This is a genomic window from Streptomyces bungoensis (genome assembly GCF_001514215.1).
GTDB classification, from domain to species: domain Bacteria; phylum Actinomycetota; class Actinomycetes; order Streptomycetales; family Streptomycetaceae; genus Streptomyces; species Streptomyces bungoensis.
On record NZ_KQ948864.1, the window covers coordinates 89,149 to 114,026 of the forward strand.

At 69.9% G+C, this 24,878-nt stretch carries 20 protein-coding genes and 5 pseudogenes; 13 read left to right on the top strand and 12 right to left on the bottom strand.

The features are described 5' to 3' along the window. Positions 1-24: 24 nt before the first annotated feature. From AQJ66_RS25050 to AQJ66_RS41035, 6 genes and pseudogenes are all read left to right on the top strand, one after another. Positions 25-1,059, top strand: a complete 1,035-nt coding sequence (locus tag AQJ66_RS25050; protein ID WP_061926506.1) for a saccharopine dehydrogenase family protein — start codon at positions 25-27, stop codon at positions 1,057-1,059. 255 nt (positions 1,060-1,314) lie between these two features. Further along, entirely contained in the window at positions 1,315-1,611 is a 297-nt protein-coding gene (locus tag AQJ66_RS25055; protein WP_061926508.1) for a hypothetical protein, read from the top strand. A gap of 57 nt (positions 1,612-1,668) precedes the next feature. Next, positions 1,669-1,836, top strand: a pseudogene (locus tag AQJ66_RS39035) (IS5/IS1182 family transposase); the annotation flags it as partial. A gap of 339 nt (positions 1,837-2,175) precedes the next feature. Further along, entirely contained in the window at positions 2,176-2,715 is a 540-nt protein-coding gene (locus AQJ66_RS25060; RefSeq protein ID WP_079060415.1) for a M20/M25/M40 family metallo-hydrolase, read from the top strand. Continuing rightward, the gene (locus AQJ66_RS25065; protein ID WP_061926509.1) at positions 2,706-3,116 is read left to right on the top strand and encodes a hypothetical protein; all 411 of its coding nucleotides are present in this window, start codon (positions 2,706-2,708) and stop codon (positions 3,114-3,116) included. Before AQJ66_RS25060 ends, AQJ66_RS25065 begins: the two co-directional genes overlap by 10 nt. Positions 3,117-3,577: 461 nt before the next feature. After that, positions 3,578-3,681 (top strand): annotated as a pseudogene (locus AQJ66_RS41035) (VOC family protein); the annotation flags it as partial. Between the two features lie 19 nt (positions 3,682-3,700). Here AQJ66_RS41035 and AQJ66_RS25070 read toward each other — a convergent pair. Continuing rightward, on the bottom strand, positions 3,701-4,642 hold the full coding sequence (locus AQJ66_RS25070; protein WP_061926511.1) for an SDR family NAD(P)-dependent oxidoreductase: 942 nt from the start codon (positions 4,640-4,642) through the stop codon (positions 3,701-3,703). 166 nt (positions 4,643-4,808) lie between these two features. On the opposite strand from AQJ66_RS25070, the gene AQJ66_RS25075 reads away from it, so the two are divergent. After that, positions 4,809-5,390, top strand: a complete 582-nt coding sequence (locus AQJ66_RS25075; protein ID WP_061926513.1) for a TetR/AcrR family transcriptional regulator — start codon at positions 4,809-4,811, stop codon at positions 5,388-5,390. Positions 5,391-5,513: 123 nt separating this feature from the next. Here AQJ66_RS25075 and AQJ66_RS37720 read toward each other — a convergent pair whose 3' ends face one another. The 3 genes from AQJ66_RS37720 to AQJ66_RS25090 all read right to left on the bottom strand — a co-directional run bounded on the left by AQJ66_RS37720 (position 5,514) and on the right by AQJ66_RS25090 (position 8,251). Then, positions 5,514-5,744: a CBS domain-containing protein gene (locus tag AQJ66_RS37720; protein WP_079060416.1), complete on the bottom strand. Its 231-nt coding sequence runs from the start codon at positions 5,742-5,744 to the stop codon at positions 5,514-5,516. A 152-nt stretch (positions 5,745-5,896) separates the two neighbouring features. Beyond that, entirely contained in the window at positions 5,897-7,621 is a 1,725-nt protein-coding gene (locus AQJ66_RS25085) for an acyl-CoA dehydrogenase family protein (protein ID WP_061926515.1), read from the bottom strand. Between the two features lie 72 nt (positions 7,622-7,693). Next, on the bottom strand, positions 7,694-8,251 hold the full coding sequence (locus AQJ66_RS25090; protein ID WP_061926517.1) for a PadR family transcriptional regulator: 558 nt from the start codon (positions 8,249-8,251) through the stop codon (positions 7,694-7,696). A gap of 679 nt (positions 8,252-8,930) precedes the next feature. On the opposite strand from AQJ66_RS25090, the gene AQJ66_RS25095 reads away from it, so the two are divergent. Continuing rightward, a complete protein-coding gene (locus AQJ66_RS25095) occupies positions 8,931-9,461 on the top strand; it encodes a GNAT family N-acetyltransferase (protein WP_061926519.1) in 531 nt (176 codons plus the stop codon). A 14-nt stretch (positions 9,462-9,475) separates the two neighbouring features. Here AQJ66_RS25095 and AQJ66_RS25100 read toward each other — a convergent pair whose 3' ends face one another. Continuing rightward, the gene (locus tag AQJ66_RS25100) at positions 9,476-10,348 is read right to left on the bottom strand and encodes a helix-turn-helix domain-containing protein (RefSeq protein WP_061926521.1); all 873 of its coding nucleotides are present in this window, start codon (positions 10,346-10,348) and stop codon (positions 9,476-9,478) included. A 111-nt stretch (positions 10,349-10,459) separates the two neighbouring features. On the opposite strand from AQJ66_RS25100, the gene AQJ66_RS25105 reads away from it, so the two are divergent. Beyond that, the gene (locus AQJ66_RS25105; protein ID WP_061926523.1) at positions 10,460-11,236 is read left to right on the top strand and encodes an alpha/beta fold hydrolase; all 777 of its coding nucleotides are present in this window, start codon (positions 10,460-10,462) and stop codon (positions 11,234-11,236) included. A gap of 125 nt (positions 11,237-11,361) precedes the next feature. Beyond that, complete coding sequence (locus AQJ66_RS25110) at positions 11,362-12,054, top strand: MBL fold metallo-hydrolase (RefSeq protein ID WP_061926525.1); 693 nt, start codon at positions 11,362-11,364, stop codon at positions 12,052-12,054. Between the two features lie 380 nt (positions 12,055-12,434). Here the strand turns inward: AQJ66_RS25110 and AQJ66_RS39755 are convergent, their stop codons facing one another. Next, a complete protein-coding gene (locus AQJ66_RS39755; protein WP_208611457.1) occupies positions 12,435-12,764 on the bottom strand; it encodes a hypothetical protein in 330 nt (109 codons plus the stop codon). Between the two features lie 532 nt (positions 12,765-13,296). On the opposite strand from AQJ66_RS39755, the gene AQJ66_RS25115 reads away from it, so the two are divergent. Next, entirely contained in the window at positions 13,297-13,749 is a 453-nt protein-coding gene (locus AQJ66_RS25115; RefSeq protein ID WP_061926526.1) for a hypothetical protein, read from the top strand. A gap of 88 nt (positions 13,750-13,837) precedes the next feature. On the opposite strand, the pseudogene AQJ66_RS41040 reads toward AQJ66_RS25115, so the two are convergent. The 6 genes and pseudogenes from AQJ66_RS41040 to AQJ66_RS25135 all read right to left on the bottom strand — a co-directional run. Continuing rightward, a pseudogene (locus AQJ66_RS41040) lies at positions 13,838-14,179 on the bottom strand (hypothetical protein); the annotation flags it as partial. A gap of 26 nt (positions 14,180-14,205) precedes the next feature. After that, positions 14,206-14,346, bottom strand: a pseudogene (locus AQJ66_RS41045) (polysaccharide deacetylase family protein); the annotation flags it as partial. A gap of 623 nt (positions 14,347-14,969) precedes the next feature. Beyond that, a complete protein-coding gene (locus tag AQJ66_RS25120) occupies positions 14,970-15,326 on the bottom strand; it encodes a hypothetical protein (protein ID WP_244162928.1) in 357 nt (118 codons plus the stop codon). A 372-nt stretch (positions 15,327-15,698) separates the two neighbouring features. Next, the gene (locus tag AQJ66_RS25125) at positions 15,699-16,238 is read right to left on the bottom strand and encodes a hypothetical protein (RefSeq protein ID WP_061926528.1); all 540 of its coding nucleotides are present in this window, start codon (positions 16,236-16,238) and stop codon (positions 15,699-15,701) included. A gap of 949 nt (positions 16,239-17,187) precedes the next feature. Further along, on the bottom strand, positions 17,188-18,147 hold the full coding sequence (locus AQJ66_RS25130) for a ferritin family protein (RefSeq protein WP_244162929.1): 960 nt from the start codon (positions 18,145-18,147) through the stop codon (positions 17,188-17,190). A 230-nt stretch (positions 18,148-18,377) separates the two neighbouring features. After that, entirely contained in the window at positions 18,378-23,108 is a 4,731-nt protein-coding gene (locus AQJ66_RS25135; protein ID WP_159052633.1) for an HAD-IC family P-type ATPase, read from the bottom strand. 571 nt (positions 23,109-23,679) lie between these two features. Here AQJ66_RS25135 and AQJ66_RS37735 point away from each other — a divergent pair. Further along, positions 23,680-23,841, top strand: a pseudogene (locus AQJ66_RS37735) (SDR family oxidoreductase); the annotation flags it as partial. A 46-nt stretch (positions 23,842-23,887) separates the two neighbouring features. Beyond that, positions 23,888-24,655, top strand: coding sequence for a glucose 1-dehydrogenase (locus tag AQJ66_RS25140; protein ID WP_061926532.1), 768 nt, complete (start codon positions 23,888-23,890; stop codon positions 24,653-24,655). Positions 24,656-24,878: the final 223 nt, after the last annotated feature.

Genomic DNA, 24,878 nt, shown 5'->3' on the forward strand with positions numbered 1-24,878 from the left:
GTCGTTCGAGCGGAGGAAACATTCATGGCAGCGGGGCTGACGGTGGCGGTGTTCGGGGCGTACGGGCACACCGGGCGCTTTGTGGTGGCGCAGTTGCTGGACCGGGGATTCGTCCCTGTCCTCTCCGGCCGCGATGCCGGGAAGCTGCGGGCGCTGGCAGCGCGGTTCGCGTCCGATCCGGACATCCGCCCGGCGTCGGTCACCGACCCGGCGTCGCTGGACCGGGCGCTGGCCGGTGCGGCAGCCGTGATCAACTGCGCCGGCCCCTTCGCCGCGACGGCCGCCCCCGTGATCGAAGCGGCACTGCGCGCCGGCATCCCGTATGTCGATGTGGCGGCCGAGATCGAGGCCAACATGGACACCTTCACGCACTTCACGGATCGTGCCCGCGCCGCGAAGGCGGTCATCGTCCCCGCAATGGCCTTCTACGGCGGTCTCGGCGACCTGCTGACCACCGCCGCGATGGGCGACTGGACGGCGGCCGACGAGGCGCACATCGCCTACGGGCTGAGCGGTTGGCACCCCACCGCCGGTACACGGGCCGCGGGCGCGGTCTCACGGCAGCGGCGAGACGGCCGGGCAGTCCGCTACACCGCTGGGCGGCTGGAGTACCACCAGGACGACCTGCCGACCCTGCAGTGGCCCTTCCCCGACCCGATGGGTACCCGGGACGTCATCGGCGAGTTCACGATGGCCGACGTCGTCACCGTCTCCCGCCACCTGCCCATCCCCGACGTAGCCACCTACATGACCGTCGAGGCGGCCAGGGACGTGTCGAACCCCGACACCCCGGCACCGACCGCGACCGACCGAAGCGGGCGGTCCGCGCAGACCTTCCTCGTCGACGCCCTCGTACGCCGCAACGGCCGCGAACGGCGTGCCGTCGCCAAGGGCCAGGACATCTACGCCGTCACCGCACCACTCGCCGTAGAAGCGATCAACCGCATCCTCGACGGACGGACCAGGGCAGTCGGAGTCACCCCCGCCGGCGAGATCTTCGACGCCCCCGACTTCCTGCGCTCACTGTCACCGCACATCACCGTGGAACTGTTCCAGTGACGCAGGCAGGCCGCGCGCGAAGCCGTTCCAGGCCAGTCGGTCTCCAGACGTGGGACGGTTCGAGACGGCAGACGTGTGTACGGCCGGGACGCAGCGGCGGACGTGGGGCCCCTGTACGCATCGGGTGAGCGGGCTCAGCCGATGCGCAGAAGTCCCACCGTGTCTGTGGGCGGGGACTCGATGGCTCGACCGAGCAGCCCGGCGAGAGGGCCGCCGCCCCGCGCCGCTCGCGCACCGCGGGGACCTCCGGGTCGGGTGTACGGTCAGCCGCCCTGGCCGGCGCTGCCCACCGGGCCGACCGTGATCTGGGACGTGGTCTCGTCCGTGACGGGCAGCGTGGCGGCGCCGGGCCACTTCATCCCGCTGCTCTACCTCGCGGGGCTCGCGGCAGCGTCCGGCCACGGTGCGGAGATCCTCGTCGACGGCTATGCCTACGGATCGCTGTCGATGACCGCGTACACCCTGGACACCGCGTGCCCTGGCGCCGACAAGGGAACCGGATCCGCAGCCGGGCTGCCCGACGGCGTTCCCGCAGACGGCACCAACACCTGACTCCTCGGCCGACTAGGCACTGGCTTGATCACCAAGCTGGCGGCGGCCGCGAGGGCGATGGTGGGGCGTCTGGTGCCAGGCCGGCTGTGGGAGTCGTTCTGGCGAGTGGTCCCGGCTGCTGTGGTGCACCCGCAGGGCGGCGGACGACGCCGCTACGGCGATCGCGAAGTGCTGGCGGCGATCCTGTTTACGGCCACGACCGGTCGCACCTTCGGCCATCAGCCGCGGCGTCCGCGTCGGCTGCCGTGACGTCCGCTCCAGGGCCGGGTCCGGCGCCGTGCCCCGGCCCACTCAGCGATCGTGCCACCGGCGAGCCGGGGCTCCTTGCTGCTGCGGCGCGTTCGCAGAGCAGGTAGGCGCCGCCGGTTCGATGATGGAAGAGCGGAGAGGTGCTGTTCTGCCAGCGCCGGGTTGTCCCCGGACACTGCCGATCGGGGGGGCATCGACCGCTGCCCAGACCGTCGCACCGGCGCAGGTGGACATCACCCGCGCGGTCTGCCCGCAGCCCTCCGCCCGGGTTACGACGCCTCATTCAGCAAGGCGGGAAGGGGACGGGATCTCACGATGACTGCAGTCGGCACGGCTCAGCGGGTCCTGGCAGGACTGGACGCCGCCCTGACCCAAAGGCTCGAAGCGCTGTCCAAGGACCTGCACGCTCACCCCGAGCTTTCCTTCGAGGAACACCGCACGGGCGCGGAAGCCGCACGCCGTGCTCGGGAACTGGGCTACGAGGTGACCGAGAGTGTGGGGCGGACCGGCGTAGTGGCCAGACTGGCAAACGGTCCGGGCACGACGGTGCTGCTGCGCGCCGACTTCGACGCGCTGCCCGTGACCGAGCGGACCGGGCTGTCCTACGCCTCGACGAAACGGGGCGTCATGCACGCCTGCGGGCACGACATGCACACCGCTTGCCTGCTGGGCACCATGACGCTCCTCGCCGGGGCACGCGACGAGTGGTCGGGAACGGTCCTGGCCGTGTTCCAGCCCGCTGAGGAACTCGGCCAAGGGGCCCAGGCCATGATCGACGACAACCTGTACGCCCGGTTCGGCACCCCTGACGTCTCCGCGTCGTACGCGCGAGCGCCTGGTACGACCTGGTCGTGACGGTGGGATTCGCAACTCCGTGGACCTACGCACTGGTACACGACGCGCTGTCATGGTGCGGCAAGGCACTGGGGTTCGGCGCTTTGCCCGAACTCGATACGTGGCAGGTCCTGTTCGCCAACCTGATGGGCTCGGTGGTGGTCGTCTGGGCCGTTCTGCGAATCGTCAGGCCGCTGCCGGAACACGGACTGTTAGACGGCATCGCGCGTACCCTGTTCGCGACGTGGCAGGCGTACGCACTGGCCCACGGTGCGTCTCGGCTCCTGTGGCTGTTCTTCGGCGTCGAGGTGGCGTTCGGCGTCCTCCAGCTGGTGCCGTGGAGGTGGGGCCGATACGCAGGCCCCGTGCGCAACGATGCGAGCCCGGCCGACGGACGCCCGCTCGACACGGCGCGTCGGTGACGCTCAGGGAGGAGGCACCGCGACCGGTGGCCTCTCACTAGTGGGTGAGCCTGCCTTCTCGTTCTCACCGTCTTCCGGCCGCGTGGAACAGGTCGCGAACGCGGCTGGATGCCCCATGTGGAAACCAGGGTGGGCGCTCTGTTTCATGGGCGCCATTCAATTATCGCGGCGCGAGGCCGCCGCGCCTGCGACAGCAAGTGAGGGTGGCGGCGACGCCGTCGGCGGCGAGGCAGTGCGCGGTGTTGCGGGTGAGTGGAGCCGCCCCTGAGTCGTGCGGTGTGCGGCCGGGCGGCACGGCCGGTTCGGTGGAATTCATGACGGGCAGAGTTCGGCTGCTGGCGCATCGTCCTCACGCGGACACAGTCCCTGAACTTGTCAGCAATCAGCACCAACACCGTTGGGCACGACACGGTGAACGGCCATCGACGACTCCAAACAAGGAGAGCCGGGAGTTCTATGGCCTGCTGGGCTGGGAGGAGGTCATGAACCACGGTTGGATCATGACGCTCGCTTCTCCGTCCAGACCGCAGCGCAGATCAGCGTCATGGCCAGCGACAAAACCGCGCGGTCGGTCGGCGCCGGTCTCACCGGTCGCCGGCGGTCAGCCGCACCGACAGGTCCCAGAGCTTGCGGGCGCTGTCGGGGTCGACGGCGTGGGCGGCGACACCGCGGCGTATTCCCGGGGTGTGCGGTCCGGCTTCCTGGCAGTCTTCGAAATACCGGCCGGTGACCCCGTCGACCAGGGGAGACGCCGCCAGCAGGACCGAGGTGGCGGCACCCTGGGCGATGTTCTTCTCGGAAACACCAGTGACGCCAGACGGATCGAAGGAGGCGGGCGGCGCGTCCATGTGGCGGCCGAGGCCGGTTTCCCAGATGCGCCCGGGGTTGAGTGCGTTGACGGCGATGCCGTCGGCGGCCCAGCGCTTCGCGGCCTCCACGGCGAAGAGCACGTTCGCCGTCTTGGACTGGGCGTACGCCAGCCACGGGTCGTACGGCTCCTTGGTGAAGTCGGGGTCGTCGAAGCGAACCGGCCCGTTGACGTGCCCGACCGAGCTCAGGACGACCACGCGGGCGTCGCCCGCCGCCGCGAGGGCGTCGTGAAGGCCCACGGTGAGGGCGAAGTGGCCGAGGTGGTTGGTCGCGAACTGCAGCTCCCGGCCGGTGGGGGTGCGCAGCTCGGGCGTGGCCATGATCCCGGCGTTGTTCACCAGGATGTGCAGTGGTCCGCGCCGGTCCGCGACGAAGGCGGCGACCGACGCTGGGTCGGCGAGGTCCAGCCGAGCCGCCCTCGTCAGGCTGTTGCCGGTCTCGGCGGCGATCTCCTGCGCGACGGCGGTGGCGCTCTGCAGGGTGCGTCCCGCAACGGTCACTTCGGCGCCCGCCGAGGCCAGGGCACGGGCGGTCTCCCGGCCGAGGCCTCCGGTGGCGCCGGTCACGACGGCTCGGCGGCCGGTGAGGTCGATACCGGCGATGACCTCGGACGCGGTCGACTGCGCGCCGAAGGGTGTGGCGAGGCTCTGCGTCATGGTTGTTCCCTGTTTCTGGTGCACGCGCGGCCGGAAGTGTCCGGCGACTGTGTGCTCGTGAGGGTGGGCGGAGGAAGAACATCCGCCTACGATGGGGAGTAAACGGAGTCGGGTCCGTTTACGCGTCGACAATAAGCGGAGCTGGCTCCGCTTGCAAGGAGAAGTGATGCAGCGCTCGCTGCGGGCGGACGCCCGGGCCAATCACGACCGCCTGCTGGAGGCGGCCGCCCGTACTTTCGCGCAGCAGGGCGCCGACGCCTCGCTGAAGGCGATCGCCGCCGAGGCCGGCGTCGGAATCGGCACCCTCTACCGCCGCTTCCCCACGCGCGAAGACCTCATCGAGGCCACCTACCGGAACGAGACCGACCGGCTGTGCGCCTCGGCCCGCGAGCTGCTCGCCGACCGCGCACCCCTGGCCGCGCTGCGCGAGTGGGCGGAGGCGTTCGTGGACTACATGCTGACCAAGCAGGGCATGGCCGACGCGCTGCCCGCGATCCTCGCCGCCCGCGAGGGCCTGCGCCAGCACAGCCGCGACGCCCTGGGTGGGGCGGTGGCGACACTCCTCGAAGCCGGCACGGCGGCTGGGCAGGTGCGCGAGGACACGGAGCCGAACGACGTCCTCATGGCGCTTGGTGGAATCACCCTCATCAGCGGGCACGAGCACCAGCGCGACCTCGCCTCACGGCTCATCGTCCTGCTCCTCGACGGCCTCGCCGCCAGTCACGGGACTGCGGCGGACCCGGCGTAGCCGCATCGCCGAGGATTGTTCGCATGTTCGATTCCAGGAGATGGGCTGCCCGCCCACACCACCAGGGGGCGAGCCGGCCTCTCGCGGTGAAGGCTGAGCACCACGCCTTCGCACCACGTGCATCTACCGTGCGGTATGGCCGGAAAGCGGGGCCCGCGTCAGCTCGGGGATCAGCGCGGGTCCCGCCTGTCCGCAGGCGTGGCAGGTGTCACATCGCCGGTCGCTGTCGCTGACCAGCTCGCGCAGCTCCTCGTCCTCGATGACCAGGACGGCCCCGGTGCTCTCGTCACGCATCTTCTGAGCCACCGCCGTCACCGAGGCCTGCGGCTGCACCGTCACCAGCCGGCTGGTCATGATGTCGCGAACATGCTGGGGCGACTGCTGTCGTTGTTCCCGAACCCCGTCGTCCTTCGGCCAACCGCTCCACGCTCACCGGCGGGCACCTGGCGGAGTACGGTGGTGGCCACCGTACTCCGCGGGAGGGTGCGAGGCCGCGCTTGGATGCCTCAGGGCATCATCTCGTACGCCCCCGCCAGGGCCTCGACGCGCTGCCAGACGCGCTGCGAACGCGCCGTGTCGACGACCGGGCGCCGGACCGCGCCGAGCGCCCAGCGCTGCTGCTCTTCAGTCGCGGAGTCCTTGCCGTGCAGCTCGACGGCGTGCGCGGAGAAGTCCCGCACGAGGACGGCGAACAGCTCGTCGAGGACGTCCTCGTCGAGGCTCGTCAGGGCTGCCTGCTCCAGGACCAGTTGCCCGTGGACGACGAGCGCGAAGAGCTGCCCGACAGCGAGGAGCAGGTCGAGATCCCGGCTCTGCTCTTCGTCAGGCGCGGCCGTGCGTACGAACTCGCAGAGTGCGTCGGCCTGTTCGCGGAACCGGGCGACGTTGGACAGGCGGGCATACGTGTCGAAGGCCGGACGCCAGTCGTGAAAGCGTACCGAGCCGAGGCCGCGGGCCGGGCCCTGGCGGAAGAGGAAGTCGTCGTCGGCCGCGTCGAGGCGGGTGGGGACGGGCTCGTACGCGACGGGGTCGAGGAGGTGGTTGCGCATGAACTTGAGGATCAGCGCCAGGTTGACGTGGACGGTGCCCTCCAGCTTCGGCAGGCCGCGGATCTCGACGGCGGCCTGGCCGAAGTAGTTGTCCTTCTCGAAGCCCTTGGCGGCGATGACGTCCCACATCAGGTCGATGACCTTCTCGCCCTCGGTGGTCACCTTCATCTTCGTCATCGGGTTGAAGAGGAGGTAGCGACGGTCGTCGGGGCCCGCGGTGCGGAAGTAGTCGACGGCGCGGTCGCTGAACAGCTTCATGCCGACGAGCCGGACGTAGGCGTCGGTCAATTCGCGCCGCACGTGCGGGAAGGCGGTGACGGGGCGGCCGTAGAGTATGCGGTTCTGCGCGTGGGCGACGGCCTCGTACATCGCGTGCTCGCAGATGCCGATCGAGGCGGTGCACAGGTTGAACTTGCCGACGTTGACGGTGTTGAGGGCTGCGTCGAAGGCGGCTCGGCCGGTGTGCAGGACGTCCTCCGGGGCTACGGGATAGTCCTCCAGGCGGAACTCGCTGACGTACTTCGACGAGTCGACGACGTTCTTGACCAGGTGGTACGCCGGGTGGCGGCTGTCGGCGGCGAAGAAGACGTAGCCGTCGGGGCCCTCGACGTCGGTGCGGCGGCCGAAGACGGAGACCAGTCCGGCGGCGTTGCCGTTGCCGATGTAGTACTTGGAGCCGGTGGCCCGGAAGCCGCCCGTGCCGTCGGGCTCCAGAAGCATGTCGGTGGAGTAGATGTCGGCGCCGTGGGCCTTCTCGGACAGGCCGAAGGCGAACACCTCGCCCTGTGAGAGCAGTTCGGCGGCGCGGGCACGGGTGGCTGGGTTGTCGCTCTGCCAGACGGGGCCGAGGCCGAGGATGGTGACCTGCCAGGCGTACCAGTAGTCGAGGCCGTAGAAGCCGAGGATTTCGTTGAGTGCGGCGATGCGAGCGGTGTCCCAGCGCTTGTCGACCTCGCCCTCTCCGGCGGCGGAGGCGGGGGTGAGGAAGGTCGCGAAGAGCCCCTCCTTGCCGGCGAAGGCGAGGAAGTCGCCGAGCCAGGCGCGGGTCCGGTAGTCCTCGATCAGCCGGCGCTTGCCCCGCTCCTCGAACCAGTCGACGGTGGCGCGCAGCAGCCTGCGGGTCTCCGGGTCGAAGTGCGCGGGGTCGTATGTCCGCGGGTTGAAGAGCAGCGCGTCGGTCACGGGTGTCGCCTTTCGGTTTGGGAGGGTGAGGGCGGGTCCGGGTAGGGGTCCCGGGAGGGTCTGCTGGGCCGGTCAGTGACCGGTGTCGAAGCCGGCGAGTGTGGCGAGGACGTCGTCGAGCCAGGCGATCATCATTCGCTCGTAGGCGATGCCGCCGCGCAGCACGACGTGCTGGAGTTCCCGTTCGGTGTCGAGTGGGCCGTCCGCCTGGGGTTCCTTGAAGTCGCGGGCCTCGCCCACGAGGTAGTGGGCGAGGCGGTCCGTGTGCGCCTGCCGGTGCCGCTCGACTTCGCCGATGAGGGCGGCTGGATCATCGAAGGCGGCACCCCGGACCTTCACCGCCAGGTCGTGCCGCACGCTTTCGGGTTCGGTCGGTTCGTGGAGCCATGCGGAGAGCGCGTCCCGTCCGGGCCTGGCGACGGAGTACTCCTTCTTGTCCGGGCGCCCGGACTGCGGGACGTCCCGGACGTCGACCCAGCCGTCGGCCTGCATGCGCTTGAGCACGCGGTAGATCTGCTGGTGTGTGGCGGTCCAGAAGTATCCGATGGACCGCTCGAACCGCCGGGCCAGCTCATAGCCGGAGCCCGGCTTCTCCAGCAGTGAGACGAGGATCGCGTGCTCGAGCGCCATGAGCACGATCCTGTTATGCACCTCGTTGCATAGCAACGCTGCGGCGGTGAGATACGGCTCACCCGGTGCGGGTCGCGCAGATCACCCGTTGCGGCAGCGCGCTGGGGTCCGGTATGAACCCGGCCGGGCGCGTTCGGCGGCCGGGGCCTCATGGCTGACGGACACCTTAGGAGGCCACCCACGGTTCCATCGATCTCGTCGTCCTCACCAGGCGGGCGGACGATCTCGCCGACCAGTGCGGCGAGCAGCTCCTTGGCCTTCAGGCGCGGGCTTCTTACAGAGAGATGACGTAACAGCCGAACAAGCACGACATGCACACCTCACCGGCGACGCTGGTCCCGCCCCGCCGCCCTTGGGTGGAAGGGAGCCTCAGATAAGAGGGCGTCGCTGCGGTGTAGGGAAGCGGCTGCCGCAGCGATTTCGGTGCCCCGGGCCAACACCCGGGGCACCGTCTGCGGCGTGGTCTGATCGCCCCGTCCGTCCCGGGTGCGGCAACGCGCGGCCCCGTCCCGCGACAGCCGATCGGAACGTCGCAGTGGTGCGGACACAACCTCCGTCTCGGGGGCGGCTGATCCGGGTTGTTGCGACGACCGTTGACCAGTCCGGGGTGTTGTGACGGGCGGTGCCCGGTCGGGATATTCGCTGGTCGCCACTCGTTGACGGTGGTCATACTGCCGCGATGGATCCAGTGACTCTTGAGACCGACCGTCTGGTGCTGCGGGCCTTCACACCTGCCGACGTGGACGCGGTGTACGAGGCCTGCCAGGACGAGGACATCCAGTTCTACACCCCGGTGCCGGTGCCGTACCGGCGTGCGGACGCGGAGAAGCTCGTCGGCGAGAAGCTGCCCGCTCAGTGGGCCGAGGACAGGGACTACACCCTCGGCGCGTTCCGCAAGGACACCGGCGCACTGGTCGGCTCGTACTGCCTGACCCTCGTCAGCCGCGGCGTCTGGGAGCTCGGTTACTGGGCGGTCAAGGAACAGCGCGGACGCGGGTACTCGGTGGAGGCCGCTCGGGCCCTGTGCGACTGGGGCTGGGCCACCCTCGACGTCCACCGCATCGAGTGGTGGGCCATGGCCGGGAACACCGGCTCACGAGCCGTCGCCGAGAAACTCGGCTTCACTGTCGAAGGGACACTGCGCAGTCGCGGCTTCGCCAACGATGGCGAGCCGCACGACTGGTGGGTGGGCGGACTGCTGAGGCCCTGATGCTCGGGCCGGTGCTACGCCGGCTGCGTTGACTGCGTGCCCGCCTTGCCCGCATCACCTCTCCTGACGGCCACCGTCGCCTGCCACGCACCCGGGCGCTTGCCTGTCGCCTTCTGGAAGAACACCGAGAAGTTGGATGCGTCGGGGAAGCCGAGTGCGGCGGCGCAGCGGGCCGCGGTGAGGCGGTCGTGCGCGAGGAGTCGTTTGGCTTCCAGGACGACCCGGTCGACGATGTAGGCCTTCGCGGTGCGGCCGGTGGCCTGCTGCACCGCTCGCGAGAGGGTGCGGGGGGCGTATCCCAGTGTCCGGGCGTAGTAGCCGGCGTCGTGGTGTTCCCGGAAGTGCGCTTCGACGCTGGACCGGAACAGCCGAAACACCGGATGCGTGGATCGTGCTTCGGCCTGAGGTGGCCGCAGCCGGGCTATGAGCGCGGAGAGCAGGATCTCGGGCAGCTCCGTCGGGATGTCTCCGGACGGGTCGGACGCCTCGAGGAGGAGATGGTTGCGCGCGGCGTCGACGAACGGCCAGTCGGCGTCGGGAATGCTCCAGTGCGCGACCAGGTCCGGGGACGCGGCCAGTTCCCGGGTGGCGTGGGTGACCGGCGCGGTCGGCACGAACAGCACGAGGTGCCCGGCCACACCGGCGATGTCGTCCCACCGGTGCACCGCGCCGGGAGGAACCCACACCGCGGACCGCTCCTCGATCGGGTGCTGGAGGAAGTCCACCGTGACGCAGCCGTGTCCGGCGTCGATGACGGCGAGGACATGGAAGTCGGCACGCTGCGTGCCGCCGTCGTTCAGCTTGCGAAGGCGGTCGAACGTCATCGTCTCGACCGCGGCGGCGCAGCGCCCTGCGGGCTGGTAGGTCATCTGCCGGATCACGGTCACGTGTCCAGTTTCCACCACCGGGCGACCAGTCAGGCCGATGCCCCGTCCGAGCGGAGAGGTTTGAATGGAATCACAGGTCAAACGCCCATAACGCTTACCGGGAGAGCCACGATGACCAGGACGCAGCAGCCGCTCCTGCCCACTTACGACCATCGGCCGGGGACCGGACCGACGCTGGTGTTCCTGCACTACTGGGGTGGTTCCGCCCGTACCTGGGACTTCGTCGTCGACCGCCTCACGGGTCGTGACGTGCTCACGGTCGACTTCCGCGGGTGGAGCCGGTCGAGCGGTCTGCCCGGCCCCTACACGCTCGGACAGCTCGCCGACGACACGCTCGCCGTGCTCGCCGACGCAGGCGTCACCGACTACGTCCTGGTCGGGCATTCGATGGGGGGCAAGGTCGCGCAGCTGGTCGCGGCGACCCGGCCCGTCGGTCTGCGCGGCATCGTCCTCGTCGCCTCCGGTCCGGCGAAGCCCGCCGCACAGATCACTCCGGAGTACCGGGAAGCCCTTTCCCACGCTTACGACTCCGACGAGTCCACAGCCGGGGCACGCGACCACGTCCTCACCGCGTCCGAGCTGCCCGCGTCGGTCAAGGCGCAGATCGCGACCGATTCGCGGGCCGGCGCCGACGCCGCCCGTACCGAGTGGCCGCTGCGCGGCATCGCAGAGGACATCACCGCGCACACCCGCACGGTCAGCGTTCCCGCCCTCGTCGTCGCCGGGGAGAACGACCAGGTCGAGCCCGTCGACGTACTCCGCGACAACCTGGTGCCCTACCTCTCCCAAGCCGACTTCACGGTGATCCCGCACACCGGTCATCTGATCCCGCTGGAAGCACCGGCCGACCTCGTGGACGCCATCACGGCCTTCACGCCGGCAGCCTGACCATCCGCCCGGCCCGCCGGCGCCATCTCCCACCTCAACTACGCGTGGAAGGTCGCCCAGTTGCCCAACCTGCTGCTGGGCAGACGACCGATCGTCGGTGACGCGGGAACACCCGGCAGCGCCGCGTGAACCCCAAGGACATCCGCCTGATCGTCGTCACGCACGGGCACGTGGACCACTTCGGCTCCGCCGCGGAACTCACCCGGCTCACCGGCGCACCGATCGCCGGCCACATCGCCGATCTCAGCGTCTACCGAGCGGGCGGGGTCAGTGACCCGTACCTGCCGATCGGAGTGTTCGGGCGTCTCTTCGTCCGCTCGGCGAGGGTGCGCGAGACCACCGAGCCGTTCGAACCGGACGTACTCGTCCGGGGTGAGGCACATCTGTCGGATTTCGGTGTCGAGGCCCGCATCATGCCGACCCCGGGACACACCGCCGGCTCGGTCTCCGTCCTGACCGACCACGGCGACCTGGTGGCCGGAGACCTCGTGGCGACCCCGTTCCTGGGCTTCGGCAAGCGTCCCGCCAACCCGCCCTTCCACGACGACCGGCTCGGGAACCTGGCCGGCCTGCGCGTGGCGATCAGTGCCGTGCGGACCCCGACACCGCTCTCTCCGGTCACCGCGACCAGACAGCCCACCAAGAGGAACGGCCAGAAGTTCCGGACGGGCAGGTACAGCAGGAGGGCCCCCGCGTTGACGAGGTGGACGATCATCAGGACGAGACGGAGACCGTACCGGTCGGCGAGCATGCCTACCGGTGCGGCCGCTGCGATGCCGAAGACGCCGGCGACCAGGGCGCTGAGGCCGACCTGGTAGGCGGACATGCCGACGGAGCGGGTGAAGAACAGGACGTAGCACGCCACCCACACACCGCGGCCGGTGTTGGTCAGCGAAGCGACGAACAGCAGGCGTCCCAGTGGCGTCGGCGAGCAGGTCCTCGGCGGCGTTTCTCCACATCTCCCGCTGGAGGACGACACGGCCCGTCACCAGTCGGGGCACGTGGTGCCGCTGGGGGGGCCGCGGTGAGGGCAGCGACCCGGGCGGGGAAAGCGAAGATCTCCATCGGGTTGACCGGCAGCCCGCACCACGCCAGCGGGGCGGCCATCAGGCGCAGGTGGCGTCCGCTGCCTTGGTGGCGCAGGCGCAGGGTGTGCGCCCCCGGTGACGAGGGCGCACACCACATTCATCGGGTTGTCTCAGCGGCCGCCGTGACCTCCGCCGCCATGGTCCCCACCGTGATCCCCGCCGCCATGGTCGTAACCGCCATGGTCATACCCGCCGTGGTCGTAGCCACCGTGGTCGTAACCGCCATGGTCATACCCGCCGTGGTCGTAACCACCGTAGTCGCAACCGTTGTCCCACCAGTCACCGCAGTAGTCGTCGCGGTTGAAGCCGTGGGAATAGGAGGAGTGATGAGCCGGTGTGGCGGCCGAAGCCGTCCCCGCCACGCCGATCGCGGCGCCGCCGGCCAGCAGGGCGCCGGCCGCGGAAACCGCGAAGAGGCGCTTGGTGCGCTGTGCTCGCATGATCTTGCCTTTCGTTCCACTGTCTCGCGCGACGGAAAGAGCGCGAGAACCATGGCCGCACCGCAGTGGCGTGGCGCGGTCTCAGGCGTGCCGCATGGTGCAAATAACGCGTTCGACATCCCAACTGTGCCGGCGGGGAGAGCCCCATATGGTGGCATCGCCACACGAATCAGACTTTCCTGCTGTTGAATCGCGACCAAGGGCCGAGCGGTCCTGAACCGCGGGTCGACCGTTCCAGTACCCCCGGGCCCTTTGGCCCAGGGTTGCCGGAACGTGCGCGTCCCGCCACCACGGCGCCCGTCCAGAGTGCGGCTGCACACCGACTGCTCTGAGTAACCAGTTACTCCAATTCAGTGACACATCGCAAAGCTGAGGTGACCTGCGGATTCACCGAAAACAAGGACGTTTCAACGCCTTTCTTCACCCGCTTCGACATGCCGCTCCGCCCTGCTCGGGCCAGCCTGGATTCGCGAGCCGCCCGAATGGCCGACTCGCCCCCCAGGGGGAACTCCGACGAATACAGGAGACCCACATGAGCGTCACCCGAAGCCACCGCACCCGTGCCCTCGCCGCCGGTGTCCTGGCCGCCGTTTTGCTGTCGACCGGTACGACCACAGCCGTCGCCGCGACCGGAACACCGACCCCCAAGCCCTCCATGACCCACACGGGCATGCCGAGCATGAAGCCGTCGCGGATGCCGACCGCCATGGGCTCGATCACCGTCTCGGCCAACCACAAGGCGATCAAGGTGGGCAACACCGTGGTGTTCACCGGCCGGGTCAAGGGCATCAAGGCCGGCTCGACTCTGGTGCTCCAGCACCTGCGCAACGGCAAGTGGACCACGCTGAAGACCACGGCAGCCGTCAACAAGAACGGCACCTACACGATCAAGCGGACGTTCACCAACAAGGGCACCCAGCAGGTGCGGGTGACGACCAAGTCCGGCACGTTCCACTCCTCGCCGGTCACCGTGAAGGTCAGCTGACGTGAGCTGATGCGGGTCTGCAGCCGATGACGGCACATCCGGACCTGCAGCGGGGCTGGGCAAGGTGAGTACTTGCCCAGCCCCGCTGTCATGCCAATTGTCTCTTGGCCGACGTCGCCGTGGTGGCCGTGGACCTGCTCATCGCGGATGTAGCGGGATCAGGCTCCGGGGCCGTGGTGGTAGACCGCGCCGGGCCGTGTTCCTCCGCTGTCGGTGAACAGGTGGGGGATGGTGACGAAGGTGTACCCGCGACCGGCCAGGTCGGTGAGGATGAACGGAAGTGCCTTGGGGATGCGTGCAGTCCTGGGGGTCCAGGCTCCACATCACCACGGCCAGGGGGTCGTAGCAGCGTAGGCCGGTGGCCGGTGACCGAGGCGATGTCCCGCGCCGCGCCGTCAAGCTCGAAACGGATCCTGGCAGAGGAGACGGCTGTGAGGTGAGGATGCGTGACCGCGTGTGATCGCCGATCGCGTCACCGTCGCGCTGCTCGCGCCGGACCACGCCCGGCCGTAGGAGGGCGTGGGGACCGATCACGAAGAAGGTCGCCACTGCGTGGTGTCCCTCCAGCAGTCGCAGGATGGAGGGCGTGTACTGGGTGGGGCCGTCGTCAGGTCAACGCCACACAGCTGGACACCGCGCAATGACAAGCAGGAACAGTGGCCGCGGGCACCGCGGCCGGCACGCCCACAGCCGCGAACTGGACCGCCGCCAAGGAGGCCACGACTTCTCTGCTCGCCGCTGGGCGCTGTCGGCGACGGGCACTACGGACCCGCATACCCCGAGGCTATACCCGCTGTGCGGCCTCACCGAGACGGACTGGGACCCGGTCACGGTGGGCCGTCAGGCTGCTCCGGTGTCTGGTCGGGAGGTGGTGAGGAGGGCGGGGGAAACAAGAAGTCTTCGAACGCGTCCAGCGCAAACATCATGAGCATGAGCACAACCGGGACGAGCAGGGCGAACACGGCCATGACGCCTCCCGGAAGGGAAGGACGCGGCGATTGTCGGTCCGCTTCCAGCGTGGGCCGAACAGGGGAATGGCGCATGCCCGGAACGGAAAGATGTAGGCCGTTCGGGTGGAACAGGCGGCTACGGATCCCGGGCCTGCGACGGTCTGCCGACCGCTGCAGACTGCCCTCGTCCGGCCGTGGTCATCGCCGCCGGTGTCAGCCCTCCCATTGCCACCAGGGCCGCATTCGCACGCTCGCTGCGTTTGATCTCAGTCAGCGTGAGCCGTGAAGCATGCGTGCGCCCGCTCCGCCGTTCGTCGGGGACGGACGGAATCTGTGGCTGAAGTTCAGGGTGATGTCCAGTGCCAGGAAGTTCTTTCCGCTGTCCGTCCGAGCGCGCAGCAGGATGCGGTGCTCTGCCACCGGCACTGCCTCGGGGAGCTGGAGGTTCCATGTCTGGCGCCACGGTCCGGCGGCCGGCCTGAGGTGACCGGAGAGCTTCGCGCCCATGCCCTTCAGCAGGTCGGGCAGCATGTACTTCCTGTCGAGCATTTTCACCGGACCGAACTTCATGATCACGTTGCAGGTGACCCGGGTGAGGTCGACGGGTTCCTTTAGGTGGCCGGTCATCTCCGAGCGGGCCTGGTGTCCCAGCCAGGGCAGAGCCGGGGTCAGCGTGATGTCGAGAGGCGGTCCAGGACGCAGGTGCCGTCGCTCACGTCTTCCACAAGCCGGATGCTCATATCACTCCTCACCCGTTCGCGGGCCGGGAAAGCGCCGGGAGGACAGCCCGGGTAGCGGCCTGGGAACGCGCACGGAAGGGCGGCAATCCGCTGGTGGGGCGGCCGGTGAAGGCATGGGGCGGCCGCGCGGATGGCGCGCGCCCGGCATCCGGTAGGGGCAGGGGTGTGCGCGGCGCGTGGCCGTCGCACAATGAGGCAAACTGGGACCCCGGCCCGATTCCGGCGGGCCGGGGCTCCACAGTATGCGGTCGGCCGCGGACTAGTCCTCGTCGTGGTGGCGCTTGATCACCCGGAAGCTGGCCACGACACCCTTGTCGATGTCGATGCCCTCGACGCATCCCGGGCGCACGCCGTCGCTGGAGGAGTGGGGCCCGACGGTGGCGACGGGGGCGCCGTTGTCGCAGACGGCCCCGCGGAAGACCTCGACGGTCCGGCGGCTGTCGTTGCGGATGTTCAGGCTCTTCGCGCCCAGGCCGCTGACCACGGTGATGCAGTCGCCCGCGCGGGTGGAGTACGACCGCTCGTTGATCTGGATACGGCCCTCGTCCTTGCCCCCGTGCCCGTTGTAGTCGTTGTCGTCGTCGTTGCCCTCGTTGCCCTTGCTGTTGTTGTTGCCCTCGTTGCCCTTGCCGTTGTTGTTCCCTCCGTTGCCGCCGCTGGGTGCGGCGGCGGCAACGGCCGGGGCCTGCTGGGGCGCGGGCGCGGAGGCGGAGGCGGCCGAAGCGTAGGTGATGCCGGTCGCGGCCAGGGCGGCGGCGGCCGAAACGGCGGCGGTGATCACCGTGGAACGAAGCTGCATGTCGCGATCTCCTTCTCAGAGATGCCGGCCTGTCAGCCGGCTCGTGGATGAACGTATCCACAGCCGGCATGACGGGCATCTCGGAAATGCGGCTATACGGCTCCGATCGGCGTATTTAAGCGCCTTCGCCGCAAGCTGATGTCACATCACATGACTTACAAATAAAGCCGATTGACATACTATTAGCCCATTCGAATGGTGTTCTGACGCTTACTCACTCCTGTTTTCCAGCGCGTCGCTGCGCATACGCGGAAGTGAGTCGTGTTAGGCAGCGCTTTCTAGTGATCATGAGTGGAGCCAGATGACGACTGCTGCTGTGGCTGCGGCGCCGAGGCAGACGTAGCCGCGCTTGTCGTATCCGACTGCGCAGGTAGCGGCGGGTTCGGCGGTTGCTGCGTGTCCATGACCGGCTCGAACTGGATGCAGCCAGCGCACTGCCCGGGTGTGATGACCAGGGAGAGCGCCCGGCAGGGCTATCCGCCCTCAGGTGGGTCTTGGTGGTGAACCCGCCGCGTGAGCGGCTGAGCGCCTGACCTGGCGCAGCAACTCCTCACGCCGGTCGATCAGTTCCGCCTCAGTTCCGCCCGGATCCAAGCGGCTTTGGCCTCTCAGGCGAAGCCTTGCCTCGGCCTGGATCCGTTCGAGGAGCATCTCCCACGTTCCATCAACTGACCAGCGAGGGTGCCGCACATACACCGTGCGGCTCCGGCCACTTCCACTGAGTACCCGTCAAATTATTTGTTTCCAGAGTTCGTTGAGCAGGTGGCGATCAGTAGCCGTGGTGACCGTGTCGTGCCCGTTCCCCGACCAGCCGCCGTGTAGGTGCGAGACGGTAGTAGCACACGGGAGGTCGTCCGGCCGGCCTGTGTGAGGCGCCGGCCGGCCGGACTAGCCGGACTGCCTCGCGTGATGCGTGCGGTCGGCCGGTCTCCGGGTGCGGCTGGGGCGGTCAGCGCAGTTGGTTGAGTGCCTTCTGGAAGGCTGCTGCGTGCTTGGCCTCGTCCGTGGCGGTGTTGCGGAAGTAGCGGGCGGCGGCGGTGTCGCCGACGGCGGTGGCCCGCTTGGCGAACCCCGGGTACACCGTGGTCGCCTCGTTGTGTTCACCGGTGATGGCCGTGCGCAGGTTCGTCTTCGTCGTGTGGACCAGGCCGGCCAGGACCGCTTCGCCGGCGAGGTGCTCGTGCAGTTCGACCATGGCCGTGCCCTCCCAGAGGCGGGCGAGGGCGGCGTGGCCGGTCTGGCGGGCGTGGGCGGCGAAGAGCATGTACTTGGCGTGGGCGAGCGCCTCGCCGTGCAGGGCGGTGTCCAGGTTGGTCTTGGTGCGGGCGGCCTTGACCTGGGCCATCCCGGCGGACACTTGCACCGTGTTGGCCTTCATCGGTGCCGGGATGGTGCTGCGGCCGGTGGTGACGGCCGTGAGGGCCGTGCGGAAGGCGTCGCGGTGGCGGCCCTCGTCCGCGGCGAGCTCGGTGAAGAGCTTCGCGGCCGCGAGGTCCCCGTCGGTGCGGGCCCGCTCGGCGAAGCGGCGGTACATGACCTGGTGCTCGTAGGTCTCGCCGCTGATGGCCTGGCGCAGGTTCGCCGCGTTCGAACCGACGGCTCCGGCCAGGGTGGCCGCTTCGCGCAGGTGCTCGGTCAGCTCGGTCTGCGCCGTGCTGCGGAAGAGCCTGGCGACGGCCGGCAGGCCCTGGCGGTCAGCCTCGGCGGCGAAGAGGTTGTAGACGGCGAAGGCGAACGCCTCACCCTTCATCGCGGTGGTCACGTCGGCGAGCGTCTGCGCATTCAGAGCCCGGGCGGCGGTGTGCGGCGCCGGCTGCGGCGGGCCCCCGGCCAGGGCCGGCGTCGCCGGCGCGGCCGCGGCCAGCGCGCACAGACCCACGATGAACGAACGTGTCGAATGGCGGAACACGAGGTCCTCCTTCCGGGGCACACCCTCATGGGTGCGAACGTCCCCTGCTCATGCCACCCGCACAGGCGCACACCCGCCCCTTCACGTCACCCACCCGAGTGATTACGCACAGTCACCCCGAGCCTTTCACCGATGTGCATCGCTCTCTCAGCGGGCTCATTCCTGCCCGTTGCGTGGACACCGCGCCGACGAGGGTGAGGGGCACGTCCACAAGAGCCGGCTTGGCGCGGTCACGTCGTGGCGGTGCGCGTCGGTGGCTGGGTGGGGCTGAGCAATCGGGGGGCGAAGGCGGCGGTGAGGGTGGCTGTGGTGGCGCTGGCGGCGACGGTGGTCCAGGCGACGGGGCCCAGGGGTGTGCAGCCGAAGAAGTGGCTCATTCCGGGGGTCTGCACGACGGCGAGGAGGGCTGCCGTGGACAGGCCGGTGGTGGCCAGGACGAGGGGGCTGCGCCAGTCGGTGATGAGGGTCTGGCCGAGCTGTGCGGTGATCAGGGCGGCTAGTCCCATGGTGTCGGCGCGGCGGGCGCGGCCGGTGAGGCGGCCGGTCTGCCACGCGGCGGTGGCCGCCAGGGCGGTGGCGGTGCCGCGGATGGCCAGCAGTCGCGCCAGGGCGGGGCCCATGAGGGCGGGGGCCGGCTGGTTCATGGTGGTGGTCTGGGCGGCTGTGGTGCGGTGGGCGAGGGCGACGGCCAGGGCGGGGAGCATGTCGGTGAGGAGGTTGACGAGGAGTAGTTGGCGGGTGCCGAGGGGGGCGCGGCCGGTGAGTGCCGTGCCGAGGATGGTGAAGGCGACTTCGCCGGCGTTGCCGCCGACGAGGATGGCGACGGCGTCGCGGACGCTGGCCCACAGGGCGCGGCCTTCGTGCAGGGCGTCGAGGATGCGGGTGAGATCGGGGTCGGTCAGGACGAGGTCCGCGGCGGCGCGCGCGGCAGTGGAGCCGTGGGTGGCGATGCCGATGCCGATGTCCGCGAGGCGGATGGCGGCCGCGTCGTTGACGCCGTCGCCGGCCATGGCGACGACGTGCCCGGCGTCGCGCAGGGCTTGGACGATGCGGACTTTGTGTTCGGGTGAGACGCGGGCGAAGAGGCTGGCTTCGTCGATGGCGGTGGTGCGGTCGGCGGCCGTGAGGGCGTCGAGGTCGGTGCCGGTGAGGACGGTTCGGGGGTGGGGGATGCCGAGGTCGCGGGCGATGGCGGCGGCGGTGGCCGGATGGTCGCCGGTGATCATGACGATACGTACACCCGCGTCGGTGAGGCGTTTTACGGTGTCGGCGGCTGTGGGGCGGGGGGCGTCGGTGATGGCCAGGAACCCCAGCAGCGTCAGATCGTGGACGAGGCCGGCCACCGTGTCGGCCGGGACGGCGGTACTGGTCGTGTGTTCCGCCGGTCGGTCTCGGTGATCGTTGGCTGGTCCGGTCGCGGGCAGTGCGGCCTGGGCGACGGCCAGGACGCGCAGGCCCTGGTCGGCGAGCTGTCGCATCATGTGATGAGCGGCTGCCAGCTGCTGGTCGTCGAGCGGAATGAGACGACTTTCCCTGCCGCCTTCCCAGTCCGGGTTCTCCATGGAGTCGGCAGCGGGATCGAGGGTGGTGGTGCAGCGCTGAAGAACGATCTCAGGTGCCCCTTTGACCGCGAGAGTGCGGTGGCCGTTGTCGGTTCCTACGGAGGCCGAGTAGCCGCGACTGGCCTCGAAGGGCTGTTCCGCGTGCTGTACCCAGTCGGGGTCTTGGATGCCGTATGTGTGGGCGGCTTCGAGTACGGCGCGGTCGGTGGCGTGGGACGCGGGTACGTCGGGGGCTGGGCAGGCGCGGGCTGCGGTGCGCAGCAGTCGGTGTGCCCCGGGTGTGCCGGGAGGAAGGAGTGCCTCGGTGGAGGCCAGGCGGGTCAGGGTCAGGCGACCTTCGGTGAGGGTGCCGGTTTTGTCGAAGCAGATGACGTCGACGCGCCCGAGGGCTTCGAGCGCGCGGGCGGAGCGGGGCAGCACGCCGTGGCGGGACAGTCGGCGTGCGGCCGCCGACTGAGCGACGGTGGCGACCAGCGGCAGGCCTTCGGGGACTGCGGCCACCGCGACCGCGACACCGGAGGCCAGCGCCTGGCGCAGGGGTAGGCCGCGCAAGAGTCCCAAGGCGGTGACCGCTGCCCCGCCGATGCCGACCACGGGCAGTGCCGTCTGGGTCAGCGCCGCGAGGTGTCTCTCGATGCCGGGCGCGGTGGTGGCCTGTCCGGCCAGGTCGGCGGCGCGGCCTGCCTCGGTCTGCTCGCCGGTCGCGACGACCACGGCCACACCGGTGCCCGCCAGCACGGTGCATCCCTGGTAGAGCATGCACGACCGCTCGGCCAGGTCCGCCCCCGGCGTGGCCTCGCTCTTCTTCACTACGGGGGTGGGTTCTCCGGTCAGTGCCGCCTCGTCGATCTCGAGGTGGTCGCCGACCAGCAGCCGGGCATCCGCCGGGACCACCTCGGACGGGCGTAGGACGATCACGTCGCCCATCCGAAGGTCATTTGCGTCGATGACGTCGAAGTCCGGCGATCCCAGCAGGGCGCTGAAGTGTGCGCCCGGGCCGTCCGGAACCCGGCGCAGGCGGCGAGCGGTGATGCTCTCTTTCGCCAGCAGACCCTGCAGAGCTTGCTCGGCGCGCATGCGCTGGGCGCCGCTGATCACGGCGTTGCCGGCCATCACCCCGCCGACCAGCAGCGAGTCGACACTCGATCCGACCGCGGCGGACGCCGCGGCACCAAGAGCCAGTACCGGGGTGAGAGGGTCCCGCAGTTCTTCCCGCACCGCATCCAGCAGCTCGCCGGCATGCCGTGTCAGCGGGGTAAGACCCAGGGACGCCACCGCTGAAGTGACCGCATCGGCCGCCGGACGCCGCATCCGGGCCCATGCTGTCGGTGAAACGACGGCAGACGTCGTGCGCGCGATGTCGGCGCGGTGGCGCACCGGCTGAAGGAGTCGGAAGACGTCGTCCGCGTCCATGGCGTGCCACGCGCCGCGGACATGGCCGGGAGGCCGGGGCCGGCGGGAAAGGCGCTTCGCCGCCCGGACACCACCCATTTGCGCCAGAAACGTGGCGCCATGGACGGGAGAGGTCGTCAGACCCCACATGCGATGCCGCGAACCGGTGGCCGCGATCAACGCCCCGAGCGCGGACCCACCCATGGACAGGCGCGCTGAGGCCGCACTGACCTGGTGCGCTACGTCCACGGCGGACAGCACGCGCCACGCGTGCTCCAGCCCCGGTCCGCACACGAGGTCCGCCGACCACAGCGCCGAAGGAGCCGGGGCTGCGAACTCCGCCGACAGGGGAAGAGCCACCCCCACGTCCGCGGCTGCGAGCGCTTCGCCGTCGCAGCAGGTGATCAGCGCGACCACGTGGCCGTCTTGCTGCAGGGTGCGCACCCGATCGGCCAACGCCATCGAGTCCGACACAGCGTGATCGGCCCACCGCAGCACCTCCGCAACGCTGGCGTGCTGGGTCATCTCCAGGCGGCGATCGCCGGAGCGGGCCGCGGCGATCACCGCATCGGCCAGCGGATCAAGATCGCATCCCACCACGACCCGCCCCAGCGGCCGGCCATCGGCGTCATGCACCTCCAGATGCAGACCGGTACCAGAATCAGGCCGCTGGCCGGGACCGTCCGGCCGGCGCCGCAGCCGGACGCCGCCCGCCTCCCACGGGCCGGGACCAGCCATGTCCTTCAGCGTCCGTCCGGTCAACACCTTCTGTGCCGCATGCCAGAGCGCTGCCTCGTCCTGCTCCTCACCGGCCGCCACCGACAGCAGACGCACCCGCGGAACGTGCAAAGCCGGGGAATCGATGACAACGGCCGATACCCGGTCCAGCAGACGCAGCGCTGCCGGATTCATCGGCACCACGCCCGCCTGCGCGAGGTCACGGCCCAGCACCGTGCAGAACGCCTCACGCCCCGCCCCAGCGGCCTTGGGAACCGTCGCCAAGACAGCTTGCCCCGCCTCCTCCACATGCCTGGTCCAGGCCGCCATCCCGGCTGCCCCCAGCAGGGCGGTGAGCGACGTCCGCTCCACGCACTTCTCCACGGGTCCCGCCGGCACCGCGACCGGCCGCGGCTGCGGCGTGATGGCCTGCCGCGGAAGACAGGCGCCGTCGGCCACCAGCTCGGCCTCCCGGCGCTCCCACACCGACCGCCGACTGCGTGCCTCATCAAGCTTGAACCACTGTTGGAACGCGTCCAGCGCCAGCGGCGTCATTCCACCGGTGGCCGAGTACACCAGCGCCCCGGCCATGGTGAGGAACGCATCTGCGTGGGCACGGCCCACACGCCGCTCCAGCCATCGGCGTACCCTCGGCTGGGTATCGGCCACGACCAGCGGAACCCGCACAGCGCGCGGCAACCGGGCGAACGACGCCGTCCAGCCCACCACGGCGCCGACCAGCCCCACGCAGTCGGAGAGCAGAGCGACCTTGGCCAGCACCTCAGGGACGTCGTCGAACGCCGCACCCGGCTGCCCATGCGTGAACGGCTGCTCCGCAACCTGGTGCGCCTGCTCCACCGCGCACACCACCTGCAGAACTGCCTCGAGATCCCAGCCGTCCTCCGCCGCGTCGACCACCACATGGCCCAGCGCCGCATTCACCTGAACCCAGCGCACCCCCGCCAGCTCGGCCAGCGCCGATTCCAGCCCTGCGGCCAGCCGCTGCCGTCGCGTCCCCGCTCCGGCCAGGCCCCGCACTTCGATGTGCGCCCTGCCCGGCTGCGACCACACTCGCCTGCGGCGCCTGGCCGGACCCACGTCCCGTACCACCTCGGCCGCCCTGACCACCTCGTGTGAGACGGCGTCGCCCACCCACTCAGCCATCTGCCGCCCCCTCTCCAGCGCCCGCAGCGCCTCCACCGGCGCCCGCACCGCGTACGAGGCGATCACCCCGGCGGACTCGGCCGCCACCGAAGGCGCCTGCGTCACAAGCCGGCGGCCCAGTGACACCACCACAGCATTTCGCAGCACCGGCGAGACTCCCTCACTCAAAAGTCCGGGGCACATGGCGGCCGCTGTGCTCAACCACCGACCGCCGATCCGAAAGCGAACAGATTCTGAAAGCTACATGAATCGGACATAACGCAGGGGGTCGGAGAGGGTGATGGAGTGATCCGATATCCCGGACGACAGGTCAGCCCCCAGTCGCCGCCTGAATCGGCATCGGCTACGCCGTCCTACGTTGCGGAGGTTCACCCCCTCCACTGACTCCAGCCATTACGGGAAATCGCATCACGCCTGCGCCACGTACCCGGCGCCAAGCAGACAATGTGATCACCGAGGCTGCGCCGAGCCGGCTCGCCGACAGCCATGGGGTATGTCCAGCCTTCGACGATACGTCCCGCCCACCGCCACAGGGATGTACCGGCGGTACACCCCTTGATGGTGTCTCGCTCCGGGCGCCGGGAGCAGGTTACCTGGGTGACGTGTCCGCCCGCCCCGTCACGGCGGGCGGGCACAGGCCCCGCACTCGACGACGGCCCCGGACGTCCGGGGTTGCACGCCTGGCACGCGCACCGAGATGACTCGCCGCTTCGGCTCCACCCGCCCCGGCGGGCGCGAAGGACTCATCGCGGACGAGGCCATCGGCCGCCTCGGCAGACACGAGGAGATCGCCTCCACCGTGCTGTGGCTGTGCTCCGACGGCGCCGCCTTCACCACCGGCACCGCCCTCGTCGTCGACGGCGGCCAGACCGCCTGCCCCACCCCACCCGCACAAGGAGAACCCCGTGAACCCCACGTACGACTTCACCGGCCAGGTCGCCTTCGTCACCGGAGCCGGCTCCGGCATGGGCCTGGCCACCGCCCAGGCATTCGCAGCCTCCGGCGCCGCGGTCGCCCTCGCCGACATCGACGAGACCGAGGTGAACCAGGCGGCGAAGTACCTCACCGACGCCGGCCAGCAGGCCCTCGCCCTGGTCTGCGACGTCACCGACGAGGACCAGGTCGCCGCTGCCGTCGACCGCACGGTGGAGACCTTCGGCCGCCTCGACATGGCCTACAACAACGCCGGCGTCCAGATCCCGCCCACCGACGCCGCCGACGAATCCCTCGACCAGTTCGAGCGGGTGCACGCCGTCAACCTGCGCGGAGTCTGGGCATCCATGAAGCACGAGTTGCGCCACATGCGCACCCAGGGCAGCGGCGCTGTCGTCAACTGCTCCTCCCTCGGCGGCCTGGTCGGCATCCCCGGCCGGGCCTCCTACCACTCCTCCAAGCACGGCGTGATCGGCCTGACCACCAGCTCCGCCCTCGAATACGCGCCCCGCGGCATCCGCATCAACGCCATCTGCCCCGGCACCATCGACACCCCCATGGTCGGCGACATGATCGCCAAGGGAGAACTCGACCGCACCGAAGCCGAAGCAGGCCAGCCGATCGGCCGTCTCGGCACCGCTGAGGAGATGGCCCAGGCCGTTCTGTGGCTGTGCAGCCCCGGCGCGAGCTTCGTCGTCGGCGTCGCCCTCCCCGTCGACGGCGGCTACACCGCCCGGTAACCGCACGCTCGGCGGGTTCTCACGGCCTCATGCGCTCGACAGCGGTCAGGAGCACCCCGGACCACTCCCGTCGCCATCCCGCATGCGCGAACCTCAGCCGCACCGACAACCGGATCGCGGTACGCCGAGGGCAGGTTCGGCTCACGCCGGGTCCACAGGGCGACGGTGGCTCCGCGGAGGCGGATGAGATCGTCGATCGCGGTCACCGCAGAAAGCCACCGAT